The sequence below is a fragment of the Bacillus sp. FSL W8-1143 genome (assembly GCF_037965155.1).
Classification (GTDB): domain Bacteria; phylum Bacillota; class Bacilli; order Bacillales; family Bacillaceae; genus Bacillus; species Bacillus pumilus.
In genome coordinates this window covers 1,633,857-1,657,229 of the sequence record NZ_CP150182.1, presented here as the reverse complement: position 1 = coordinate 1,657,229, position 23,373 = coordinate 1,633,857, and the positions used below count along the sequence as shown (strand labels likewise).

Annotated in this window: 23 protein-coding genes; all 23 read right to left on the bottom strand. The window is 42.1% G+C overall.

Features of this window, described 5'->3' with window-relative positions; all coding sequences use genetic code 11:
• Positions 1-129: 129 nt before the first annotated feature.
• The 23 genes from NSQ36_RS08225 to nusA all read right to left on the bottom strand — a co-directional run bounded on the left by NSQ36_RS08225 (position 130) and on the right by nusA (position 23,367).
• Positions 130-2,502, bottom strand: a complete 2,373-nt coding sequence (locus NSQ36_RS08225) for a DNA translocase FtsK (RefSeq protein WP_339162141.1) — start codon at positions 2,500-2,502, stop codon at positions 130-132.
• Positions 2,503-2,612: 110 nt separating this feature from the next.
• Positions 2,613-2,849, bottom strand: coding sequence for a YlzJ-like family protein (locus NSQ36_RS08220; RefSeq protein ID WP_003211099.1), 237 nt, complete (start codon positions 2,847-2,849; stop codon positions 2,613-2,615).
• Complete coding sequence (locus NSQ36_RS08215; RefSeq protein WP_003212436.1) at positions 2,846-3,574, bottom strand: ClpP family protease; 729 nt, start codon at positions 3,572-3,574, stop codon at positions 2,846-2,848. Before NSQ36_RS08215 ends, NSQ36_RS08220 begins: the two co-directional genes overlap by 4 nt.
• A gap of 119 nt (positions 3,575-3,693) precedes the next feature.
• The gene (gene rnjB / locus NSQ36_RS08210) at positions 3,694-5,361 is read right to left on the bottom strand and encodes a ribonuclease J2 (RefSeq protein ID WP_003212233.1); all 1,668 of its coding nucleotides are present in this window, start codon (positions 5,359-5,361) and stop codon (positions 3,694-3,696) included.
• A gap of 171 nt (positions 5,362-5,532) precedes the next feature.
• Entirely contained in the window at positions 5,533-6,399 is an 867-nt protein-coding gene (gene dapA, locus NSQ36_RS08205) for a 4-hydroxy-tetrahydrodipicolinate synthase (RefSeq protein WP_003211660.1), read from the bottom strand.
• 30 nt (positions 6,400-6,429) lie between these two features.
• Complete coding sequence (gene dapG / locus NSQ36_RS08200; protein ID WP_012010005.1) at positions 6,430-7,644, bottom strand: aspartate kinase; 1,215 nt, start codon at positions 7,642-7,644, stop codon at positions 6,430-6,432.
• A gap of 92 nt (positions 7,645-7,736) precedes the next feature.
• Positions 7,737-8,756 (bottom strand): aspartate-semialdehyde dehydrogenase, encoded by a 1,020-nt coding sequence (asd, locus tag NSQ36_RS08195; protein WP_003211715.1) that lies wholly within the window; start codon positions 8,754-8,756, stop codon positions 7,737-7,739.
• A gap of 139 nt (positions 8,757-8,895) precedes the next feature.
• A complete protein-coding gene (gene dpaB, locus NSQ36_RS08190) occupies positions 8,896-9,489 on the bottom strand; it encodes a dipicolinate synthase subunit B (RefSeq protein ID WP_050945000.1) in 594 nt (197 codons plus the stop codon).
• Positions 9,486-10,388 carry a dipicolinic acid synthetase subunit A gene (gene dpaA / locus NSQ36_RS08185; RefSeq protein WP_003212195.1) on the bottom strand — a complete coding sequence of 301 codons (903 nt, stop codon included), beginning with the start codon at positions 10,386-10,388 and terminating at the stop codon, positions 9,486-9,488. The genes dpaB and dpaA overlap by 4 nt, the downstream gene beginning before the upstream one ends.
• 123 nt (positions 10,389-10,511) lie before the next feature.
• Entirely contained in the window at positions 10,512-10,784 is a 273-nt protein-coding gene (locus tag NSQ36_RS08180; protein WP_012010001.1) for a YlmC/YmxH family sporulation protein, read from the bottom strand.
• A 70-nt stretch (positions 10,785-10,854) separates the two neighbouring features.
• Positions 10,855-11,778, bottom strand: a complete 924-nt coding sequence (locus NSQ36_RS08175; protein ID WP_339207168.1) for an aminoglycoside phosphotransferase family protein — start codon at positions 11,776-11,778, stop codon at positions 10,855-10,857.
• 73 nt (positions 11,779-11,851) lie between these two features.
• Positions 11,852-13,081 carry a pitrilysin family protein gene (locus NSQ36_RS08170; protein WP_050945004.1) on the bottom strand — a complete coding sequence of 410 codons (1,230 nt, stop codon included), beginning with the start codon at positions 13,079-13,081 and terminating at the stop codon, positions 11,852-11,854.
• 33 nt (positions 13,082-13,114) lie between these two features.
• On the bottom strand, positions 13,115-14,008 hold the full coding sequence (locus NSQ36_RS08165; RefSeq protein WP_223250646.1) for a polysaccharide deacetylase family protein: 894 nt from the start codon (positions 14,006-14,008) through the stop codon (positions 13,115-13,117).
• A gap of 174 nt (positions 14,009-14,182) precedes the next feature.
• Positions 14,183-16,300: a polyribonucleotide nucleotidyltransferase gene (pnp, locus tag NSQ36_RS08160; protein ID WP_003211098.1), complete on the bottom strand. Its 2,118-nt coding sequence runs from the start codon at positions 16,298-16,300 to the stop codon at positions 14,183-14,185.
• Between the two features lie 181 nt (positions 16,301-16,481).
• On the bottom strand, positions 16,482-16,751 hold the full coding sequence (gene rpsO, locus NSQ36_RS08155; RefSeq protein ID WP_012009997.1) for a 30S ribosomal protein S15: 270 nt from the start codon (positions 16,749-16,751) through the stop codon (positions 16,482-16,484).
• A gap of 140 nt (positions 16,752-16,891) precedes the next feature.
• Positions 16,892-17,857 (bottom strand): bifunctional riboflavin kinase/FAD synthetase, encoded by a 966-nt coding sequence (gene ribF, locus NSQ36_RS08150; protein ID WP_137054622.1) that lies wholly within the window; start codon positions 17,855-17,857, stop codon positions 16,892-16,894.
• 18 nt (positions 17,858-17,875) lie between these two features.
• Positions 17,876-18,805: a tRNA pseudouridine(55) synthase TruB gene (truB, locus tag NSQ36_RS08145; protein ID WP_137054623.1), complete on the bottom strand. Its 930-nt coding sequence runs from the start codon at positions 18,803-18,805 to the stop codon at positions 17,876-17,878.
• A gap of 68 nt (positions 18,806-18,873) precedes the next feature.
• On the bottom strand, positions 18,874-19,224 hold the full coding sequence (gene rbfA / locus NSQ36_RS08140; protein ID WP_003210803.1) for a 30S ribosome-binding factor RbfA: 351 nt from the start codon (positions 19,222-19,224) through the stop codon (positions 18,874-18,876).
• A 17-nt stretch (positions 19,225-19,241) separates the two neighbouring features.
• Entirely contained in the window at positions 19,242-19,520 is a 279-nt protein-coding gene (locus tag NSQ36_RS08135; RefSeq protein WP_012009994.1) for a DUF503 domain-containing protein, read from the bottom strand.
• Complete coding sequence (gene infB, locus NSQ36_RS08130) at positions 19,517-21,637, bottom strand: translation initiation factor IF-2 (RefSeq protein ID WP_003212253.1); 2,121 nt, start codon at positions 21,635-21,637, stop codon at positions 19,517-19,519. The genes NSQ36_RS08135 and infB overlap by 4 nt, the downstream gene beginning before the upstream one ends.
• A gap of 19 nt (positions 21,638-21,656) precedes the next feature.
• Positions 21,657-21,959: a YlxQ family RNA-binding protein gene (locus tag NSQ36_RS08125; RefSeq protein WP_034619894.1), complete on the bottom strand. Its 303-nt coding sequence runs from the start codon at positions 21,957-21,959 to the stop codon at positions 21,657-21,659.
• Complete coding sequence (locus tag NSQ36_RS08120; RefSeq protein WP_003210758.1) at positions 21,952-22,236, bottom strand: YlxR family protein; 285 nt, start codon at positions 22,234-22,236, stop codon at positions 21,952-21,954. Before NSQ36_RS08120 ends, NSQ36_RS08125 begins: the two co-directional genes overlap by 8 nt.
• Positions 22,237-22,251: 15 nt before the next feature.
• Positions 22,252-23,367 carry a transcription termination factor NusA gene (nusA, locus tag NSQ36_RS08115; protein WP_003211013.1) on the bottom strand — a complete coding sequence of 372 codons (1,116 nt, stop codon included), beginning with the start codon at positions 23,365-23,367 and terminating at the stop codon, positions 22,252-22,254.
• Positions 23,368-23,373: the final 6 nt, after the last annotated feature.

Genomic DNA, 23,373 nt, shown 5'->3' with positions numbered 1-23,373 from the left:
TGAGAAATCTCTATTCCGAGATAAGTTGAACATAACTATATCATGTTTTTGCAAATAAATAAATAGTCTGACTTCCAGTTAACATAATCATACTATCGTTCACTTCTTTTTTAGAAAGCTCTCTTCGATTTATGAAGAGAGCTCGTCATATTGTTCTTTTGAAAGCAGGACTTCTCTCGGTTTACTTCCTTCATAAGGACCGACAACGCCTCGCTCTTCCATTGCGTCAATCAGGCGGGCGGCCCGGGTATAGCCGATGCGGAATCTTCTTTGAAGCATAGAGACAGAAGCCGTCTGCATGCCGATGATGAGTTCCACTGCTTCATCATATAAATCGTCATCCACAGCTGTAAGCTGATCCTGCGTTTCTTCAGTTGGAATCATTTCTTCTTGATATTGCGCTTTTTGCTGAGTGATCACATGGTCAACGACATGCTCTACTTCTTCATCTGATAAAAAGGCGCCCTGCACACGAACCGGTTTGTTTGCTCCAACTGGCAGAAACAGCATGTCCCCTCTGCCGAGCAGTTTTTCTGCGCCCCCCATATCAAGGATCGTCCTTGAATCGGTTTGCGAGGACACGCTAAAGGCGATGCGAGATGGGATGTTGGCTTTAATGACACCTGTAATGACATCGACAGAAGGTCTTTGTGTGGCAATAATTAAATGAATCCCGGCTGCTCGAGCCATTTGCGAAAGTCTTGTAATAGAATCTTCCACATCTGAGGAAGCGACCATCATTAAATCTGCAAGCTCGTCTACAATGACGACAATATAAGGAAGTTCTGGCTGTTTCGCCTCTTCTGATTGATTCATTCGTTTAATGTAATCATTGTACCCTTCAATATTTCTTGTCCCCGTATGAGAAAATAATTCATAGCGGCGTTCCATTTCACTGACGACTTTTTTCAGTGCCTGTGAGGCTTTCTTAGGGTCCGTTACAACGGGAGCGAGCAGATGCGGAATGCCATTATACACATTTAGTTCAACCATTTTCGGATCAATCATCATCATTTTCACTTCATGAGGTTTCGCTCTCATGAGAATACTTGTGATAATGCCATTGATACACACACTTTTTCCGCTTCCTGTCGATCCTGCTACAAGTAAATGCGGCATTTTGTTCATTTCAGCGAGCACGGCTTCACCCGAAATATTGCGGCCTAGTCCAATCAGCAGCTTCGCATTTGGACGGTCATTTTGCTTCGATTCTAATACCTCTTTTAAAGAAACCATCGCAATTTCTGCATTAGGAACCTCAATACCGATGGCTGATTTCCCAGGAATCGGCGCCTCAATCCGAATATCTTTTGCGGCGAGAGCAAGAGCTAAGTCATCACTTAGATTGACGATCTTACTTACCTTCACGCCAACATCTGGATAGACTTCATATTTGGTAACAGCCGGTCCTAAGTGAACCTGTGTGACTTTTGCTTTGACGCCGAAGCTTTGAAACGTTTTTTCAAGCTTTCTTGCATTTTCATATATATTCTTCTTGTCTGTTTGCTGTCCTGAGTGCTGCGGCTCTGCCAAAATATCCAGTGATGGCAATTCGTAATCTTTGTTTTCAAGTTCCGTAAACGTCATCGGCGGCGCCTCTTTTGGTTCATCAGCTGAATCTGATCGAGCCGGCGTACTTTGCACAGAATCTTGAAGAGGCGAAGTCTCTTTTGCCGCCTGCTCTTTTTGAACGAGCGGGGTGAGAATGTCATCTCTGTCAGCAAAGCTTGAGATAATCGGCTGACTATTGTCAGGCACTGGCGCTTCCTCTTCCATTATGATCTGATCATCTTCGTCCTCTTCTTGAATACGAGACCGTTTTTTCTTTTGGGCCGTTTTCTGAGAGGGCGCGCTCTTTTTCGCCTGCCTGATTCCTTTCATATCTTCAACAAACGCTTTCCACTGCTTCACCATAAATTGCGAGACAGGCAGCGTCACTTTTTTCACCATTTCTTGAAGAGATCGATTTGTAATCAGCACAATTCCAATCAGCATCAGAACGATTGCCATGATTTGAGAGCCTGCTTGTGCAAATAAGAAATAAGAAGCAGCAAATAATACGGCACCGATCATGCCGCCTCCTAAATCAGGCGACCCCGTCTCACCTTTCATGTCCATCAAGAAAAGCTCAGATGTATTTCTGATCACACTTTGAGAGCCTATCGCACCCGCAGATGAAAGGTGCTGAAAGAGCTTCACATGAGACAAAAGCAAGATACTCGCAATGATGCAGTATAGACCTGCTTTTCTTCTTGTCAACATATCTGGGATTTGTTTTTTCCAGAAAATGGTCACGCCAAAAAGAAATAATCCGATAAGGCAGAGAATGAACCATTCACCTGCAAAGAATCGGAATAAATGTACGAAGGTTTGTCCAACGACGCCTAGCTGTAAAATGGCGATGATCGCTATGGCAATACAGACTAACCCATTTAATTCATATTTCAGTTTTAGCTGTTTATTTTGTTTTTTTCTCGTTTTCCGTTTTCTCTTTTTAGCCATACTCATCACCTTACTACGAAAGAAAATATAACCTACCGAAAGATCAGAAAGAAAGCAGCCTGGTTTTGGCTGCATCTTGTTGTAAGTTTTCCCTTTATTATAGCATAGAATCATTCATATGAGTCGGTTTGATTGGAGCCTAATTGTAACTTCAATCGCTTGCCTGGTGCAAGCTCTTGATTCAAAAAGTCCATTGGATTGGTGCTCATGACTTGAACGATTTCTGCTTCATCCTCTTTCATTTCAACCATAACTGGCACGCCTTGGATGTTTACCTGCTGAAGTTTACGGTCTCCTTGTTCCTCTGCGTAAATGGCTTCATATGGCATAGGTGTGTATAAAATCATTGGATCAGCCCCTCGTTTTGAGATGCCCTTTCTCCAATCAGCTCGTTCAACTTTTTAATCGCTTGTCCTACACCGCCTACTTCATTCATGAGACCGTATTCTGCCGCTTCATGACCAACAACATTTGTTCCAATGTCTCTTGTCAAATTGCCTTTTGAGAACATGAGCTCTTTGAACTTCTCTTCTGTAATATTGGAGTGGCTTGTCACAAAGTTAATGACTCTTTCCTGCATTTTATCTAAGTATTCAAAGGTTTGCGGGACACCGATCACAAGACCAGTTAAACGCACAGGATGAATGGTCATCGTGGCTGTTTCCGCAATATAGGAATAGTCACACGATACAGCAATCGGGACACCAATGGAGTGGCCGCCGCCAAGTACAATCGATACAGTCGGTTTTGATAAAGACGCAAGCATTTCTGCAATCGCTAGTCCCGCTTCAACATCGCCGCCTACTGTATTTAAGATGATCAAAAGCCCTTCAATCTTTGGGTTTTGCTCTACTGCTACGATTTGCGGTATGACATGCTCGTATTTGGTTGTTTTATTTTGTGGTGGAAGCTGCATGTGCCCTTCAATTTGTCCAATAATGGTGAGGCAATGGATATTTGTATCTTGCGGCAGCTGTGGTATGGCTGTTTCACCAAGCTGCTGTATTTTGCTCATAATGCTGTCTTTTTCTTCTGGCTTTCGCTCAGGCTGCTGTTCATTTTTTTCGTCCATTTGTCTCCATCCTTTCCTCAAACTCTCCTCCTATTATGAACAAGAAGGCCGTATTCAATCCGCATTCCTCGCACCACATCAAAAAAGCCCAAAGAGCTTATGCTCCTTGGGCTTTGTCATTATACTTCCATAATAATTGGAATGATCATCGGCTTACGTTTTGTTTTTTCATATAGGAATTGATTGAGTACGTCACGCATGGATTGTTTCAATGTTGACCATTCAACAATTGAGTTTTCCGTTTGCTCTTTGACAATCCCTTTGACCATTTCTGTCGCTTTCACAATCAGCTCTTCAGATTCTCTGACATACACAAATCCTCTTGTGATGATTTCAGGTCCAGAAATTAATTGTTTCTTTTGTTTATCGAGCGTAATGACGACAATTAAGATACCATCTTGAGACAGTAGGCGTCTATCGCGTAACACAATGTTCCCGATATCACCAACGCCAAGACCATCGATCAAAATATTGCCTTGGTGAACTTTTTCACCAATCTTGACGTTCTGTCCTCTAAACTCCACAACATCCCCTTTATCAATCAAGAAAATGTCACTTCGTTTCATTCCCACTTCTTCAGCAACACGAGAATGTGCTTTTTGCATACGATATTCGCCATTCACCGGAATTAAATACTTCGGCTTTAGTAAGTTCAGCATGAGCTTTAACTCTTCTTGGCAGCCATGTCCAGAAACATGCACACGTTTTTGTGCAAAAATGACTTGTGCGCCGCTTCTTGTAAGGAAATCCACTGTTTTTGAATAGGTGAGTTCTTGTCCAGGAAGAGGTGTAGATGCAATCACAACCGTGTCATCTTTTTCAATATGAAGCTGTTTGTGATTTTGTTTCGCCATTTTTGTTAACGCAGCTAAAGGCTCTCCGTGGCTTCCAGCTGTCAGGACGACCACATCGTTTTTCGCCATTTTCTTCACTTCTTGAACTGGTACAAATAATTCTTCGTCTGCTGTGACATAACCAAGTTTGATCGCCAGCTGAAGAGTCGTCATCATATTCTTTCCTGCTACGGCAAGCTTACGGCCATTTTGATTTGTTGCATTAATGATCTGCTGCACTCGGTTAATGTTAGATGAAGATACAGCCACAATGACACGATTTTCAGCATTGTACATCGCATTTGAGATTTCGTCTTGGACGAGCGCCTCAGAAGGTGTATAGCCTGGTTTTTCAGCATTGGCACTGTCTGAAAGAAGTGCTAAAACGCCATTGTTTCCAATTTTCGCAATCTCTCCGATGTCACAGGCTTGGTTAAGCGCTGGGGTTTGATCAAATTTAAAATCACCTGTGCATACGATTGAACCAAGAGAGGTTTTGAAGCTGATCCCAACTGAATCAGGGATGCTGTGATTCGTTCTAAAGAATGATACCTTTGTTGTTTCAAACGTAATGACTGATTTTGCATGTACCTCACGCAAATCAGCTTTTTGATTGAAGCCATACTGTTTTAATTTTTCTCGAAGTAACGCAAGGGTCAGCTTCGTTCCGTAAACTGGTACAGACAATTTGCTTAAGCAATGGAATACGCCTCCGATTGCTTCATCATGTCCGTGGGTAAGAAAAATTGCTTTCACCCGATCAGCACGTTCTGTTAAATAAGAGATATCAGGAATGACAACGTCAATGCCTAGCATTTCGTTTTCTGGATGCATCAAGCCTGCATCTACCACATATATGTCCGAATCAATTTCAATGACATATAAGTTTTTCCCGATTTCTCCAACGCCTCCAAGTGCAATAATTCTTACGTTCTCTGTATTTTTCTTTTTCAAAATTCTTATCCTCCTAGTCTCAAGCCCGTCCATCATCGCTTAATGCTATTATAACTGAATCTAATTTTAGAAAACAAGATGAAGTCACATTTTAAGAAAGTGTTTATGTATAAAAAACGGTCATACTCAGGGACATCTGAGAATGACCGCTTACGAAATCTTTTGTTTTGATCAGCTGTTTAAGACGCTACTTAAATCCAGTCTCTCTTCTTCTGACAAAGGTAGAAGCGGAAGACGAACCGATCCGACATCTAGTCCTTTCAGCTGAAGAGCTGTTTTGACAGGCGTTGGATTTGGCGCTGAGAATAGCTGTTTCATGATTGGAAGCAGCTTTTGATGGATCAATGCGGCATTGGCCGTTTGACCTGAAGCATAGCTTTTCAGCATTTGCTGCATATCAAGCCCTACGATATGAGACGCCACAGAGACTACTCCTTTTGCACCAACAGATACAGCTGGAAGTGTTAAGCTGTCGTCACCTGAATAGACATCGAAATCCTCTGGTGTCTCTGCAATGATTTTTGTCATGGCATCAAGATCACCACTTGCTTCTTTGATTGCGACAATGTTAGGTATTTGCGCAAGCTTAATGGTTGTTTCTGGGGCTAATGACGCAGCCGTTCTCCCTGGTACATTGTAAAGCATGACAGGAAGAGATGTAGACTCGGCAATGGCTTTAAAGTGTGCATACATGCCTTCCTGTGATGGCTTGTTGTAGTAAGGTACGACAAGCATCACTGCATCAACGCCCGCTTCTTCTGCTTTTTTCGTTAGTTTGATAGACGCATTTGTATTATTACTGCCTGTTCCTGCAATGATTTTACAACGACCATTTGCTAATTTTACCGATTGCTGAAAAAGAGCGACTTTTTCCTCAGTCGATAAAGTTGGCGATTCGCCTGTTGTCCCTGCAACGACTAATGAGTCACTGCCGTTTTTTAACAAGTAATCAATGAGAATTGATAGCTTTTGGAAATCAATGTTGCCCTTTTTATCAAAAGGTGTAATCATAGCTGTTGCGATATTTCCGAAATTCATTTTTTTCACCTCATCATGATTCAATCACATTTATCTTGAAAGTTCAAACACTTCGTGCAGGGCATTGACAGCCGCTCTCATGTTTTCTTCGTTCACTAGCACCCAAATGGTCGTATGGCTGTCAGCCGATTGTAAAATCGGAATGTTTTGCTCGGATAGAGCCGATACAATTTTTGATGTGACACCTGGTACACCCATGATGCCTGCGCCAACAGCTGATACTTTCGCACAATTTGTTGTGACAATTGGCGTATAACCAAGATCTTTTAGGATCGAGGTTGCCTTTTCAGTCATTGCACCTGTCACGGTATACACAATCTCACTCGGTGTAATATTGAAGAAATCGACACTGATTTGTGCATTAGCCATTGCTTTAAAGACCTCTGTTTGGACGCTGTATTGCCCTTCTTTTGCCGGGACTTTGATTTGCGTCACATCATTGACATGTGCAATACCCGTAATGAGGCGGTCGTACACATCATGGCTCATTTTATCTGAGTAGTGTGACGTGACGAGTGTGCCCTCTTCATCAGAGTATGTTGAACGGACCCTCATTGGTACTTTTGCTTGCATCGCAATTTCGACAGCTCTCGGGTGAATGACTTTTGCTCCTTGATATGCAAGGTTGCAAATTTCTGTATATGTCACGACTCTGAGCGGCTTTGCATTTTCAACAATGCGGGGATCTGCCGTCATGACGCCTTCTACATCTGTAAAAATATCAATAAAGTCTGCCTGTAATGCAGCACCTAAAGCAGCTGCGGACGTATCACTGCCGCCTCGTCCAATTGTGGTCACGTCTCCATTTTTCGCGGCTCCTTGGAACCCAGCAACAACGACAACATCATGTTCAGATAGTGCCGCCTCGAGACGTTCGCACTTCATATCAATAATTTTCGCACTCGTATGTTCCTTATCTGTCACAAAGCCAGCCTGTGCGCCTGTCATCGCTACAGCTTTTAGCCCGTTTTCATTCAGCATGCTTGAAAACACAACAGCTGAAATATTCTCTCCGCAGGAAACGAGCAAGTCTTTTTCTCGATTTGTCATATGCTGCGCGCTGCCGTAAAGCAGACCAAGCAGCGTATCTGTCGCATAAGGATCGCCTTTTCGTCCCATTGCGGAAACGACGACAACCGACTTATAGCCTTTCTCTTTTGCCGATAAGATATGTGCAAGTGCCCTTTTTCTACCTTGATCATCTTTGACAGATGTACCGCCAAATTTTTGGACAATTATTTTCACTGTTTTCACTCCAAGTTCATTCTGACGTAACAGAAGAGAGCAGGCGAAAGATGCCTAACTCTCTTCTGTTCGTCCTCATCATCCATTGAATGTTAAACTAATTTTAATGCTTTTAAGCTTTCTGCAATTTGAACGGAGTTCCATGCAGCGCCTTTTAGCAGGTTATCAGATACAATCCACATATGGAACCCGTTTGGACGGTCCAAATCTTTCCGAATGCGGCCGACAAATACGTCGTTTTTCCCAACAGCATCTGCAGGCATTGGATAAATTTGCTGAGACGGATCATCTTGCAGTGTAATGCCTGGAGCATCTTTTAGAATGGACTTGACGTCTTCAACTGTTGCGTCGTTTGATTCTAGTTCGACGTAAACAGATTCTGAATGTCCTGTTTCAATTGGAAGTCTCACACATGTTGCCGCTACTTCCAGCTCTGGCATATGCATGATTTTTTTCGTTTCGTTGATCATTTTCATTTCTTCAAATGTATAGCCATTGTCTTGGAATTTATCAATTTGCGGAATCGCATTAAATGCAATTTGATAAGGCATGACTTCCGGCTTCACATCTTCTTTATTTAAAATGGCTTGTGATTGGCTATATAGCTCGTCAATGGCTTCATGTCCTGCACCTGATACGGCTTGGTAAGTGGACACGATGACTTTTTTCATGCCATACGCCTGACGAAGCGGTTCTAATGCCGCTACCATTTGAATCGTTGAACAGTTAGGGTTTGCAATGATTCCTTTATGGTCATGCAAGTCTTTTTCGTTTACCTCTGGTACGACAAGAGGGATGTTTTCGTCCATACGGAAAGCACTTGTGTTGTCTACAACAATCGCACCTCGTTTGACTGCTTCAGGAGCTAGCGCCTTGGAAACATTTCCTCCAGCACTGAATAATGCAATACTTACTCCTTCAAAGCTTTCAGGTGTTGCTTCCTGTACAGTATACTCTTGACCTCTGAATGTCACTTTTGTTCCAGCAGAACGTTTTGAGGATAGTAGAGTCAGTGTATCCATTTCAAAATCTCTGTCAGCTAGTGTTTTTAACATTTGTTGACCGACAGCTCCAGTCGCTCCAACTACAGCTACATGCAATCCTCTTCCCATCAGTAAAACTCCTTCCGACCCATCCATGATTCTTTTCTTTCGGATGGCCATCCTATGACTTTTTACATTTTATTTTACCATAGAAAAGCAAGGCTTGAAGCATCTTTTTTGAATCTTTCATGATTTTCTAGTGAATCTATTATTCGCTTGGTCCAATTAAAATTGGCTGAATTTGTCTATGCTGAAGTGCCTCTTCTACTGTTTGAGAAAGCAAATCCATGTTCGCGACCATGGAGGTCGGTTTTTTAAATGGATCATCCTGGCCAAATGGAATAAAGAAAATATTTTTTGTCGACATCAGCCTCATCAGATTTGTACCATTTAAGCCTAGCGCATCATTTGTTGAAATTCCTAAAACGACAGGACGATGATTTCGAATGGTTGCTTTTGCCGCCATTAAAACAGGGCTGTCTGTCATGGCATTTGCGAATTTCGCCATCGAGTTCCCTGTTAATGGAGCAATGACCATACAATCAAGTGGCAGCTTAGGTCCGAGCGGCTCTGCTTTCACGATTGAGTCAATCGCCTTAAAGCCAGTCAGCTTCTCGATCCGCTCAATCCAGTCCGCCCCATCTCCGAATCTTGTATTCGTGTTCTGGACCGTATATGACACCACTGGACGCACTTCTGCTCCTTCTTTTACAAGTGCTTCGATCTGCGGATAAACAGCTTCGTACGTACAGTGGGAACCAGTTAAGCCAAAGCCGATTCTTTTCCCTTTTAATGTTGTCATGATTCCATCCCCCTTTTTTCCTCTGCAAGTTCACATAAGAGCCCAGAAAGCACTTTTGCAATGATTTGCCCTGCTGTCTTTGGTGCGACAATCCCCGGGAGTCCAGGTGCAAGAAGCGCCTTCACCCCGTGTTTTTGTGCAAAGTCAAAGTCTGTTCCTCCTGGGCGGGAGGCGATATCCAAAATGAGTGTCTTTGGTGTCATGCTGACGATGACAGATGAATCTAATACAAGGCTTGGAATGGTATTGATGATGATATCTACATCGGTTACTTCTTCTTTTAAACGGTCCATTGAAAATGGATCGAGTCCCATTTCAAATGCCCGCGCTAAATGCGCTGTATCTGCTGCCCCTACTTTTACGTCCGCACCGAGTGCCCGAAATGTGCGGGCAATGGTGAGTCCTGTTCTTCCGAGCCCAAGAACAGCGACACGTGATCCATGAATCGTATAATCCGTTTGCTGAATGGCCATCATGATAATCCCTTCAACTGTTGGAATAGAGTTATATATGGCAATATCATCTCGCTCAAACAGCTTCACAAGTTTTCGGTTCACCTGCTTTGCCAGATTGTCTAAGTACGTATTAGAAATACCTGAGTACAAGGTACAATGGGCAGGGGTTCTTTCTAAATATGTTGCTTCTAGTAACACCTGTTCATTTGAGAAAACTGTCGCGACAACACCTTCATCCGTTGCCCCTGATACTGGCAGGATCATACTGTCTACCTGTTCGAATGGAAGTTCTGACATTTTTAGCTTTTCAGCCCCAATAAATCCGTGATCCAGCTGATCAAATCCAACCAAAAACACTTTGGCATGCTGCTGTGACAGCTTGCGAATAATTTCAAGCTGCCTTGCATCTCCCCCGATCACCGCAACCGTTAAACCGCTCAACATACTGACCGTTCACCTTCTTTATTTAAAAAAGTCTGTAATATTTTCTGAATCTCCCTTTTAGCATATGAGGAGAGGATTCAGCCTGTGAACAAATCGAAGAGAGAAAAGAAAAAGAGCACCCATTTATGATGGATGCTCTTTTTCCCCGGGCGGCTGAAGTGCTTCAGGCACATCGAGAATGATCATATCTGATCCTATTTTTTGAATGTGATTCCACGGGACGCGGATGTCATTTCCTTGCTTTCGAAAGCCAAACCACTTCACGGAAGGTATGATGAGTGCTGTGATTTGACCGTCCTGTTCATTGATTTCAAGGTCGGTTTGTCCAAGCACGCCAAGCCGCTCCGCTCTTTTGATATCAACGATCTCTTTTCCTGACAGCTCGCTTAGCCTCAAAATCGCATCACTTCCCTTCCGTATCATATATGCAGCCACAAGAAGAAATAGACCGTCCCGCTTTTGCAAGTTATGCATGGTGCCAATTTGAATACCAAGCTGGTTTCAGTTGATGAAAGTGATCATGGTCTGCCAGCATTCTCTCCACTCGGTTCACCATATCTTGTACATGTTCAGTGTCATAAGAAAGCGTCCAGACAATAGAAGAAAAGCAGCTCATTGCTGTATAGATAGAAAAAAGAAGCCAAAAATCGTCTGTGACCTGCGTATTTACATAGTGATCCAGTTGCCCTGCTGAAAACGGAATACTATTTTCTCGGCTAAATAAGGACAATTTATAAAAATCATGAACCGGGTCACCCCAGTCAGATTGATCAAAATCAATGACGCCGGAATACTCACCTTCTTGTATGATGATATTCCCCAAATGAAAATCATCATGCTGGAATTGATTAGGTCTCGCCTTTACCGCATCAGCATGTGATTTGATAAAATCTAATACGAATTGCTCTTTCGTAAAGGTCACTCCACTTGATTGATAGGCATGTACATACCGTTCATGTTTCGCCATGACTCTCTCATCCCATGGCGCGACATGAGAAGGTGCGGGACATGTATGCATGAAATTCAGCTCTCTGCCTGCCCGTCTTCCGATTTCATACTGCTCTTCATTTGTAAGCAGATGGATGGATGCTCTAGCGTTCTCTCCTTCAATAAAAGAGAAAATACGATAGGTACAGTTAAGTTCAGTATTCATTCCAACCTCCATGACTTCAGAACATAGAAGCCCTCGATTTTTAAACTTTTGCTGAACTGAAGCTTTTCTTTTAAAATTAGTATACGTTTTGAGATTTGATAGCTTGAGCACCAGCTTTTCACTTGAGGATGTTGTGACGAGGTAAGTACGGTTTCCAGAAAAGCCAGATGTCATCGGCTGAAAGGAGATGGCTTGTGTCAGAAGCGGAGAGAGGAGTTTCAGTTTTTCACGTTCCATGTAAGCAGTGCCCCTTTCTACTTGATATACAATAAACGGCAGACCTCATAAGAAGCCTGCCGTGTTGTTTACATTATGATGGCTGATCACCCGTAGGACTAATAAGCGAGAGCGCATAATCCTCAGTAAAGATTCGTTTTGATAAGTTATTCACACCGTCTAATGTGACTTTATTGATTTCTTCAATAATTTCATCAAGTGTACGATGTTTGCCAAGGAGCAGTTCATTTTTACCGTTTCGGCTCATCTTACTGTTTGTGCTTTCAAGACTGAGCATTAGGTTCCCTTTCATTTGTTCCTTAGAGTTTTCAAGCTCTTTTTGCGTGATTCCCTCACGCTTTAAGACGTCTAGCGTTTGTAAGATGGTTTCAGAGAGCAGGTTTAACTGCTTCGCTCCAGTCCCGCCATAAATCGTCAGCATGCCGTTATCTGCAAATGAACTGTGATAGCTGAAAACAGAATAGGCGAGTCCTTTGTCTTCTCTTACATCCTGGAACAAGCGGCTGCTCATGCTTCCGCCAAGAACATTATTTAAGACGATTAAGTCATAGATGCCTTTGTCTCCAGCTGGGAGGCCATTAAAGCCCATGCATAGATGCGCTTGCTCTGTTTCCTTTTTGCGTGTGAGCTTGTCATAGTGAAATTGCGGCGCTTCTACAGGCTGTTTTTTTCCTTTCGTTTCATACGAACCGAACAACTTTTCAACTTCACTAATGAATGTGTCATCCACATTCCCTGCAACAGAGATAACGACGCGGTCCGGCGTGTAGAATTCATCCATATAAGCTCTAAGAGAGTCACCGTTAAAGGTAGAAAGTGTTTCTTCTGTTCCTAAAATCGGGAACCCTAAAGAATGATCACCATAAATCGCTTTGCTCAACAGATCGTGAACGATATCATCAGGTGTATCCTCATACATTTTGATTTCTTCATATACTACATTTTTTTCTTTTTTCAGCTCTTCTTCATCAAAAGCAGAGTGGAAGAACATGTCGCTTAATACATCGAGGGCGTAGCCGGCATGTGAATCAAGCACCTTTGCATAGTAGCAAGTGTATTCTTTTGACGTAAAGGCATTTACTTGACCACCGATGCGGTCAAAGGATTCTGCGATATCACGTGCAGATCTCGTCTTTGTCCCTTTAAAGAACATATGCTCTAAAAAGTGTGAGATTCCGTTAATTTCTGGTGTCTCATGTCTAGAACCCGTTCCAATCCAGACGCCAATTGCGACAGATCTTACAGTGGGATTGTTTTCAAGTACAATTCTTACTCCGTTTTGGCATGTATACGTTTTGACCAAGTTTTGCTCCTCCTATTCAACAAACAGATCGGATCACGGATGTCTTTTTTCACTTAGGAGGTCAGAAACCGTTCCTAATTCATATCCTCTTTCCTTGATTTGAGTGATAAGTGCGTCAAGACTTTTCGCCGTCGAATCTGTTGGATGCATTAATATCATCGCCCCATTGTGAATTTTTCCAAGCACCCGTTTTTGTAGTACGTTTGGTGACGGTTTTTGCCAGTCAATGGTGTCTACCGTCCACATAATGGTTTCCATTCCTTCTTCTGCGGCAAGCTTCACTGTTTCTTCTTTAAAGCTACCGCTTGGAGGGGCGAACCACTTCGGTTTTTTTCCAAGGGATTCTTCAATTTGACGATTTGTTTTGGTAATCTGCTCTAATGCTCGTTCTCTTGTCAGTGTGCGCATATCTGGGTGATTGTATGAATGGTTTCCAATTTCATGACCATCTGCCACGATCTTTTTAGCAAGATCCGTGCTTTTTTTCACCCATTTGCCCTCTAAGAAAAAGGTCGCCTTGACCTGATGCTTTTCCAGTGTCTTTAACATCTTGATTAAATGCTCGTCACCCCAAGCCACGTTGATGAGGAAAGCATTCATTTTTTTATCTGGATGTCCCTTGTAAATGGGTTCAGCACCAAGTTCATGTAAATGAATAGAAGGTTTTGTTTCATTGAAAACAAGCAGCTTTTCATCAAATGACCCTTGTTTTTTCATTTTTTCATAAGAGGCATCGATATTGACCGTCTGTCCATTTAGACCAGGCATCTTTTTCCACACTTTATCAATCTTAGCATTTTGCGCCTTCACTTCATAGTCAGAAGACTTCGATTCAATCTCTTGATATAAAATATCTTTTGAAACAGATGCAACCTCAGCATGCTCTTTCATTGATTCAATATATGTAACAGCAGCCGGCTGCTTCATCGTTTGATATGACACGAGCAGTAAAAATACAAACACAATGAATGGTAACGTTTTTTTCAATGGTTGTCCCTCCCCTTTACCACAAATTATGATGGGGAGAAACAAGCTAGAACTATTGTTAGCGCAAGAAAAGAAAGAAGCCTGGTACGGATACCTGGCTTCTAACATATTTCATTAAGACTGTTTTTCTTCTTTTTCCTTTTCTTCACGTAAAACAGCTTTGCGAGAAAGGTTCACACGGCCTTGTTTATCGATTTCAGTGACTTTGACAAGTAATTCATCGCCAATCTTCACGACATCTTCTACTTTGCCTACACGATCAAGCGCAAGCTCAGAAATATGAACAAGTCCATCTTTGCCGCTGAAGATTTCAAGGAAAGCACCGAATTTTTCAATGCGTTTTACTTTACCTAAGTAAAGTTGTCCTACTTCAACTTCTCTCACAAGATCTTCAATGATTTTCTTCGCTTTTTGGTTCATGTCTTCTTCTGTAGAAGAGATAAAGATTGTACCATCTTGTTCAATATCGATTTTCACACCGGTATCTTCGATGATTTTATTGATTTGTTTACCGCTTGGTCCAATGACATCACGAATTTTATCAGGATTGATTTTCATCGTTAAGATTTTTGGTGCATAACGAGACAATTCTCCTCTAGAAGCAGGAATCGTTGACAGCATGCTATCTAAGATTTCCATTCTTCCTTTTTTCGCTTGTTGGAGCGCTTCTTCCAAAATGTCTTTTGATAGACCATCGATTTTGATATCCATTTGAAGTGCTGTTACACCTTTTGATGTACCTGCAACTTTAAAGTCCATATCACCAAGTGCATCTTCCATTCCTTGAATGTCTGTCAGCACTGTGTAGTATTCACCGGATTTCACAAGTCCCATTGCAATCCCTGCAACTGGTGCTTTAATTGGAACACCCGCATCCATCATCGCAAGTGTGCTTGCGCAAATACTTGCTTGTGAAGTAGATCCGTTTGATTCCAGTACCTCAGACACAAGGCGAACCGTATAAGGGAAATCTTTTTCAGATGGGATCACTGGTTCTAATGCCCGTTCACCTAGCGCTCCATGTCCGATTTCACGGCGTCCTGGGCCACGCATTGGCCCTGTCTCACCAACACTGAATTGAGGGAAGTTGTAATGGTGCATGAAGCGTTTTGATTCTTCAACGCCTAGACCGTCAAGAATTTGCACATCGCCAAGTGCACCTAATGTACAAATACTGAGCGCCTGTGTTTGTCCTCTTGTAAATAGACCTGAACCGTGCGTTCTTGGTAGAAGTCCTACTTCTGAAGAAAGTGGACGGATTTGATCTACACCACGTCCATCTGGACGTACTTTCTCTTCAGTGATCAGACGACGAACTTCATTTTTGACAAGCTTGTTTAATACGTCTTTCGCTTGTTTAATTGTCGCTTCGTCGCGATCTTCTTCTTCAAATTTCTCAACCACAGCTTTTTTCACTGCACTGATTGCATCTTCACGTGCATGCTTCTCATGTACTTGAATCGCTTTCAGCAGGTCTGTTTCAGCAAGTGCTTTTACTTCGTCTGCTAACGTTTGATCTACTTCATATAGAGGAATATCGATTTTTGCTTTACCGACTGCTTTGACAATTTCCTCTTGGAATTCGATTAAACGTTTGATCTCTTGGTGACCATACATGATAGCTTCAAGCATTGTTTCTTCTGGTACTTCATCAGCACCAGCTTCGACCATGTTGATCGCATCTTTTGTTCCAGCGACTACAAGGTTGATGTCACTTTGTTCAAGCTGTTCTACATTTGGATTGATGATAAACTTTCCATCAACTCGTCCTACTGTAACGCCAGCGATTGGTCCCTCAAATGGAATGTCAGACACACATAATGCTAAAGATGAGCCAAACATTGCAGCCATTTCAGATGAACAATCTTGATCCACACTCATGACGATACTAATAACTTGTACTTCGTTTCTAAATCCATCAGCAAATAATGGACGGATTGGTCTATCAATTAAGCGGCTCGCAAGGATCGCTTTTTCACTTGGACGGCCTTCTCTTTTAATGAAGCCACCAGGAATTTTACCTACTGCGTATAATCTTTCTTCGTAGTTCACAGTGAGCGGGAAGAAATCAAGTGGTTTTGGTTCTTTAGAAGCTGTTGCTGAGCTAAGCACAGCTGTATCTCCGTAGCGTACGAGGACCGCTCCGTTTGCTTGCTTTGCAAGCTGGCCAGTTTCAACTGTCAGTTGACGTCCAGCCCAGTCTATGGTGAAGACATGTTTCTCTTGTCCCATTCTGAGAAAAACTCCTCTCTTATCTTGAAATTTTAGTTAATTCTTATTATGAACAAAATGATTTTCACATATCAATGTGAAAGGTGTATGTAGAAGGGTTTTTGCCATTCTTTCAACATTTTAACCATAAAATATTAGTGATTATACGATAAAAAAGCGGGAATCCTCCCGCTTTTTACGATTATCGACGTAAGCCTAGTTTGTTAATTAACTCACGGTAACGAGTTACGTCTTTATTACGTAGATACGTAAGAAGATTACGACGTCTACCTACCATTTTCAAAAGACCGCGACGTGAGTGGTGATCTTTCTTATGAGTACGTAAATGCTCGTTCAAGTTGTTAATTGATTCTGTTAGGACAGCGATCTGAACTTCTGGAGATCCAGTATCAGATTCGTGTGTTTTGAACTCACTAATTAATTGAGTTTTACGCTCTTGAGTAATAGCCATCCTGTTTCACCTCCAAATCATGTTAGCCCCATCTACCTCGCAACCGTCGGTGAAGTCGGCCTGCCAAGTAAGTGGTTTTAAAGCTACAGGAATAATCATACTAAAAATATGCTGAATTTGCAAATGGTAGAGCTGTTTTTCTATGAATTTTTTGTTTGCTTTCGCTGATGTTGAAAAAACTGAATCGCTTCTTCTTTATCTTGACTGATTTGAGCCGTTAACTCCTGGATTCCGTTAAATTTTTGCTCACTGCGAATGCGCTTGAACCACTGTAATTTAATCGGTTCACCATATATTTCTTCGTTAAAACCAAAGAGGTTTACTTCAATGGCAGGTTGATCAGGACGTTTTTCATAAAAGGTTGGTTTATAGCCAACATTACAAACACCGTCATACACTTTACCTTTCACTTCTGCTTTTACTGCATAAACCCCTGTTGGCGGAATGATATACTCAGCAGATAAACCGACATTCGCAGTCGGAAAGCCGATCGTCCGTCCTCGTTTATCACCATGAATGACAATACCGCGCAGCTGATACGGTTTTCCTAAAAGCTCACTCACATATTCAACATCCCCATTTTTCAATGCAGAGCGTATGAGAGTTGAGCTGACTTTTCGGTCTTGATTGGACAACTTAGGAACGATGGTGGCCGTGATACGCCCTTTTCCGTACTCATCGAAGGTTTCCATTGTACCTGCACCAAAACGGCCAAACGTAAAATCAAAACCAGCTACTGCGTGCTTCACATTCAGCTCATCTAAATATTGATCGACAAACTCTTGAGGAGATAGCGCTGCAAAGCTTTCGCTGAACTGCACAATGTATAAATAGTCAGCGCCCAGTTGTTCGATGAAATCAATTTTATCCTCAAGCGGTGTAATTAAGTCCTTGGGTTCACGTGCTTTTTGCAAAACATGTGATGGGTGCGGATGAAAGGTCATGACCGCTAAAGCCAATCCTTCTTTTCTCGCAATGCTTTTTGCTGCGTCAATCACTTTTTGATGTCCGAGGTGAACACCGTCAAAATACCCTAAAGCCATAACAGACGGGTCTTGATCCTTTTGATTCAATGTATGTGGGTGTGAAATATGTATAGTCTTCACGAGATGGTCACCTTTTCTTTAAGATTGCTTGTCCTGAGATAAGATCTTCGCCGGCTTCATCAGATTCTGTTTGGTCGGGTGCTTCATATATATCGCCATACACCGGCCTGAAGGAGCAAAGACAGCGACACGATCTTCCTCTGCGAAATGAGCGAATTCATCAGGCATGGGCAGGACTGCACCGTTTTCCACTTTACTTGCTAATGTATCATTTATCTCCCATTTCGGCAAATGATTGAGCGCACGCTCGATCGAGACAAGGTGCTCATCTACTGTGCCTTCTTCGCTTATATCTCGCAGCTCATCAAGGGTGATGCACTCATCTAGTGTAAAATCACCTGATCCTATGCGAATGAGATGTGACATATGAGCTGGAAATCCTAGTTTCTTTCCAATATCAACTGCTAAGGTTCTGACATACGTTCCTTTTGAACATAAAACGGTGAATCTAAATGATACTTTTCCATTTTCAAATAAAGCAGGTGTTGTCCGCTCGATACGGTGAATCGTAATCTCGCGGCTCGGCCGCTCAATTTCAATGCCTTCTCTTGCATATTCGTAGAGTTTTTTTCCGCCAATTTTCACAGCCGAAAACATAGGAGGAATTTGTTCAATGGTTCCTTGAAACTGTTTCAGCACAGCATCAATGTCTTCTTCTGAGATGGGGTTTTGCACCTTTTTTTCTTCTACGATCTCACCTGTTTGGTCTTCTGTTGTTGTAGAAAATCCAATCGTGATTTCTGCATCATACGTTTTCGATTTATCTGTTAAGTATTCGACAATCTTCGTTGCTCTTCCGATACAAATGGGCAGAACACCTGATACCTCGGGGTCGAGGGTGCCTGTATGTCCGACTTTTTTTGTATGTAAGAGCTTTCTCACTTTGAACACACAGTCGTGAGAGGTCATCCCTCTTTCTTTATGTAATAAAAGAACACCATTTACCATCTGCGCTCTCTCCTTTCGTAAACGATGAAAAAGGACAGACGATCATCGCCTATCCTTATTTCAACGTCTTATTCGTGATCTTTTGTGTTTAGTTCAGCAATTAGGCTTTCAATTCGGTTTCCGTAATCCACGGATTCATCGAATTCAAAGTGCAGTTCTGGTGTTTTGCGAAGTCTAATTCGATTGCCAATTTCAGAGCGGATATACCCTTTAGCCTTAGCAAGGCCTTTTAAGGTTTCCTCTCTTTTCTTCTCGTCACCGAGAACAGAAATGTAAACTTTCGCAATTTGCAAATCACCGGTTACTTCGACATCGGTTACAGTCAAAAAGCCGATTCTTGGATCTTTTAGCTTTCTGCCTAGGATGTCGCCTAATTCTTTTTTCATCTGCTCACCCACGCGGGTTGCTCTCATACTCATGATCATATCACCTCTAATTAAAACCACTCAGTTTTCGTGATCGTTCGTTCAATTTCAGGAAAAGAATCAATAAAGCTTAAAACACGCTGCAATTCCTTTTCCACTTGAACCCGAGATGAGGAAATCACGGCGATTCCAATTGATGTACGCTGCCATGTGTCCTGGTAATCCATTTCAGCCATGGTTACATTGAATTTATGGCGCGTTCTTGTCAATATACGCTGAAGAACCGCACGTTTTTCCTTCAGTGAGGAGGCATCATAAATGATGCACTCACATTCGGTATAACCGATCATTTTCTTTCGATTTCTTGCATAACAAATGATTCCAGAACATCGCCTTCACGGATATCATTGTATTTCTTAATGGTAATACCACATTCATAACCTTGTGAAACTTCTTTCACGTCATCTTTGAATCGTTTTAATACGTCGACTTCGCCTTCAAAAATAACGACGCCGTCACGAATTAAGCGGATACCACTATCTCTTGTGATGGTTCCTTCAGTGACATAACCACCAGCAATTGTACCGATTTTAGATACTTTGAACGTTTGACGAACTTCAACTTGACCGATGACTTTTTCTTCATATTCAGGGTCAAGCATTCCTTTCATCGCCGCTTCAATTTCATCGATGACTTTATAAATAATGCGGTGTAAGCGGATATCTACGTTTTCTGTTTCAGCTGTGCTCTTCGCATTTCCATCAGGACGTACGTTAAATCCGATCACGATCGCATTAGAAGCACTTGCTAAAATAATATCAGATTCTGTAATCGCTCCAACACCCGTATGGATGATTTTCACTTTTACGCCTTCTACTTCAATTTTTTGAAGAGCGGCCGTCAGTGCTTCAGCAGAACCTTGTACGTCTGCTTTCACGATCAAGTTGATATCTTTCACTTCACCTTGTTTGATTTGCTCAAATAGGTCATCTAGAGATAATTTCGCTTTGTCTGAACGCTGTTCATCAAGCTGTTTCGAAGCACGCGCCTCACCTACTTGACGAGCTGTTTTTTCATCTTTGAATACGAGGAACTGATCCCCTGCATTTGGTACATCGTTTAAACCAGTGATTTCAACAGGTGTAGATGGTCCTGCTGTTTTCACGCGGCGTCCGATGTCATTGACCATTGCACGAACGCGCCCAAATGTATTTCCGACAACGATTGGGTCACCTACTTGAAGCGTACCAGTTTGAACAAGAAGGGTTGCAACTGACCCTCTTCCTTTATCAAGCTCAGCCTCGATAACAGTCCCTTTTGCCGCACGATTTGGGTTGGCTTTCAGTTCTCCAACTTCGCTGACAAGAAGGATCATTTCGATCAATTCGTCAATGCCTTCCCCTGTTTTTGCAGATAGAGGAACGAAGATCGTTTCGCCGCCCCAAGCTTCTGGTACTAGACCATGCTCCGTTAATTCCTGCATCACACGGTCAGGGTTCGCTGTTGGTTTGTCAATTTTGTTGACAGCAACAATGATTGGCACTTCTGCTGCTTTCGCATGGTTAATAGCTTCTACCGTTTGCGGCATCACACCATCATCTGCTGCCACGACTAGAATGGTTGTATCCGTTACCTCGGCACCACGTGCACGCATCATTGTAAAGGCTGCGTGTCCAGGTGTATCAAGGAACGTGATTTTCTTGCCGTTTTCTTCAATTTGGTATGCACCGATATGCTGCGTGATTCCACCAGCTTCGCCTTCAACGACTTTCGTCTTACGAATGCTGTCAAGAAGCGTTGTTTTCCCGTGGTCAACGTGTCCCATGATCGTCACAACTGGAGGGCGTACTTGCATATCTTCTTCTTTATCTTCCACTTCATACTTTTCAAGTTCAGTTTCTTCTAAAATAATGACTTCCTCTACTGGAACGCCATATTCAGAAGCGATTAGTTCAACTGTATCTTTATCCAGCTCTTGGTTAATGGTTGCCATTACACCAAGCATCATCAGCTTTTTGATAATTTCAGCTGTTTCTTTTCCAAGCTCTTCAGCCAGCTGGCCGACTGTCATTGAATTTGTAAATTCAATTTTTTCAGGAAGCTCTTTCTTAGGCTTCACAGGTCTAGCTTGTTGATGCTGCGATTTGTTATTCCCACCGCGTTTATTTTTGTTTTTGTTTTGGTTGTTGTTTTTTTTGTTTTTATTAAATTGATTATTCTGCACGTCATTCTTCTTTCTATCATTGTTTTTGTTAGATGATTGTTTTTTTTGTTCTGCGGGTTTCTCGTTAGTTGTCTCTTTTGCTTTGGCTTTTTTATAGATAGCGTCTAGCTTTTTCACAGTGTCGTCTTCAAGCGTCGCCATGTGGTTGTTCACTTCCACATTCATATCCTTAAGCGCTGCTATAATATCTTTACTTGAAACATCTATGGCTTTTGCGTATTCATATACTCTCACTTTAGCCATTCGTTCACCCCCAAATAAATTAATCGAGCAAGCTTATAAGCTTCTTAGCGAAGCCTTGGTCAGTGACAGCGACAACTACGCGAGCTTCTTTCCCAATAGAACGTCCGAGAACGGAACGGTCTTCAATTTTTCTAACCGGAACATTATAAAATTTGCATTTGTCAGATACCTTTTTCTCTGTGTTCGGTGAGGCATCTGCTGCAAGAAGAACCAGCTTAGCACGCGCATGTCTAACTTCTTTGATCACAAGATCTTCTCCTGACACGACTTTACGAGCTCGATTTGCTAGACCAAGCAAAGGATACCACTTAGAATCAGTCATTTGGTTTTTTCACCTTTTCAGCTAGTTCTAGTAATTCTTCAAATATGTGTTCGTCAATCTGTGTCTGAAATTGCTGCTGTAAACTGCGTTTGTTCTTTGCCGCAAGAATGGTTTCTTTATCGAGAGAAAGGTAAGCTCCGCGTCCGTTCTTTTTTCCAGTTGCGTCAACAGACACTTCACCTTCTTTAGAACGAACAACACGGATCAGTTCTTTCTTTGGTTTCATTTCTCCCGTCACGACACATTTTCTAAGCGGGATTTTTTTTCGGCTATTCACCTTTTACATCACCTCTTATTCGTCAGATTCCTCAGCTACTGGTTCAGCCTCTAAGAAAAGAGATTCAGAGTCTTCAGTTCTTGGGAAAATACCGAGTTCCCTTGCATCTGTTTCGCTTTTAATGTCAATTTTCCAGCTAGTCAGCTTTGCTGCAAGACGAGCATTTTGACCTCTTTTACCAATGGCTAACGACAGCTGATAATCAGGGACAATGACTGTTGTCGCCTTATCTTCTTCATTCACAATAACATCAAGTACTTTTGATGGACTTAATGCATTGGCAACAAATTCAACTGGGTCATTAGACCAATGGACAATGTCAATTTTTTCGCCTTTTAGCTCGTTGACAATTGCTTGTACACGCTGGCCTTTTGGTCCAACACAAGAACCAACTGGGTCAACATCAGGATCATCCGTACGAACAGAGATTTTAGAACGGTCCCCAGCTTCTCTAGCAACCGATTTAAGCTCTACAGTACCATCATAAATTTCTGGCACTTCAATTTCAAATAAACGCTTTAAAAGACCTGGATGTGTTCTAGACACATAAATTTGTGGTCCTTTTGTTGTTTTTTCGACTTTTGTAATAAACACCTTAATGCGGTCATGTGGTTTGTAGTCCTCATTTGGCATTTGTTCGTTGACCGGAAGAAGGGCTTCGATTTTGCCAAGTGACACGTAAATGAATTTACTGTCAATTCGCTGAACGATTCCCGTCATAATGTCTTCCTCGCGATCGATAAACTCAGTGTAGATCACACCTCGCTCTGCTTCTCTCACTCGCTGCGTCACCACTTGTTTCGCAGTCTGAGCTGCAATGCGTCCGAAATCTTTTGGCGTGACTTCAATTTCAACGACGTCACCTACCATGTAATTCGGGTTCATATTGGCTGCATCATCTACAGAGATTTCAAGGCGAGAATCATACACTTCATCTACAACATCTTTTCTTGCAAATACGCGAATTGTTCCCGTTTCGCGGTTTAAATCAACACGAACATTTTGCGCTTGATTAAAGTTACGCTTATATGCAGAAATGAGTGCAGCTTCTATCGCTTCAATAATAATTTCTTTACTAATACCCTTCTCTTTCTCGAGAACAGTCAGGGCATCTAACAACTCACTACTCATTTTTAT

What these genes read in the sequence shown, in the direction of transcription:
- NSQ36_RS08225 (WP_339162141.1), bottom strand. Translation starts at nt 2,502, where the DNA reads ATGGCTAAAAAGAGAAAACGGAAAACGAGAAAAAAACAAAATAAACAG.
- NSQ36_RS08220 (WP_003211099.1), bottom strand. Translation starts at nt 2,849, where the DNA reads ATGATTTTATACACACCTATGCCATATGAAGCCATTTACGCAGAGGAA.
- NSQ36_RS08215 (WP_003212436.1), bottom strand. Translation starts at nt 3,574, where the DNA reads ATGGACGAAAAAAATGAACAGCAGCCTGAGCGAAAGCCAGAAGAAAAA.
- dapA (WP_003211660.1), bottom strand. Translation starts at nt 6,399, where the DNA reads ATGAATTTCGGAAATATCGCAACAGCTATGATTACACCTTTTGATAAA.
- asd (WP_003211715.1), bottom strand. Translation starts at nt 8,756, where the DNA reads ATGGGAAGAGGATTGCATGTAGCTGTAGTTGGAGCGACTGGAGCTGTC.
- dpaB (WP_050945000.1), bottom strand. Translation starts at nt 9,489, where the DNA reads ATGACAACATTAAAAGGGAAAAGAATCGGCTTTGGCTTAACTGGTTCC.
- dpaA (WP_003212195.1), bottom strand. Translation starts at nt 10,388, where the DNA reads ATGTTGAGCGGTTTAACGGTTGCGGTGATCGGGGGAGATGCAAGGCAG.
- NSQ36_RS08175 (WP_339207168.1), bottom strand. Translation starts at nt 11,778, where the DNA reads ATGGAACGTGAAAAACTGAAACTCCTCTCTCCGCTTCTGACACAAGCC.
- NSQ36_RS08165 (WP_223250646.1), bottom strand. Translation starts at nt 14,008, where the DNA reads ATGAAGCAGCCGGCTGCTGTTACATATATTGAATCAATGAAAGAGCAT.
- pnp (WP_003211098.1), bottom strand. Translation starts at nt 16,300, where the DNA reads ATGGGACAAGAGAAACATGTCTTCACCATAGACTGGGCTGGACGTCAA.
- rpsO (WP_012009997.1), bottom strand. Translation starts at nt 16,751, where the DNA reads ATGGCTATTACTCAAGAGCGTAAAACTCAATTAATTAGTGAGTTCAAA.
- truB (WP_137054623.1), bottom strand. Translation starts at nt 18,805, where the DNA reads ATGGTAAATGGTGTTCTTTTATTACATAAAGAAAGAGGGATGACCTCT.
- rbfA (WP_003210803.1), bottom strand. Translation starts at nt 19,224, where the DNA reads ATGAGTATGAGAGCAACCCGCGTGGGTGAGCAGATGAAAAAAGAATTA.
- NSQ36_RS08135 (WP_012009994.1), bottom strand. Translation starts at nt 19,520, where the DNA reads ATGATCGGTTATACCGAATGTGAGTGCATCATTTATGATGCCTCCTCA.
- infB (WP_003212253.1), bottom strand. Translation starts at nt 21,637, where the DNA reads ATGGCTAAAGTGAGAGTATATGAATACGCAAAAGCCATAGATGTTTCA.
- NSQ36_RS08125 (WP_034619894.1), bottom strand. Translation starts at nt 21,959, where the DNA reads ATGACTGATTCTAAGTGGTATCCTTTGCTTGGTCTAGCAAATCGAGCT.
- nusA (WP_003211013.1), bottom strand. Translation starts at nt 23,367, where the DNA reads ATGAGTAGTGAGTTGTTAGATGCCCTGACTGTTCTCGAGAAAGAGAAG.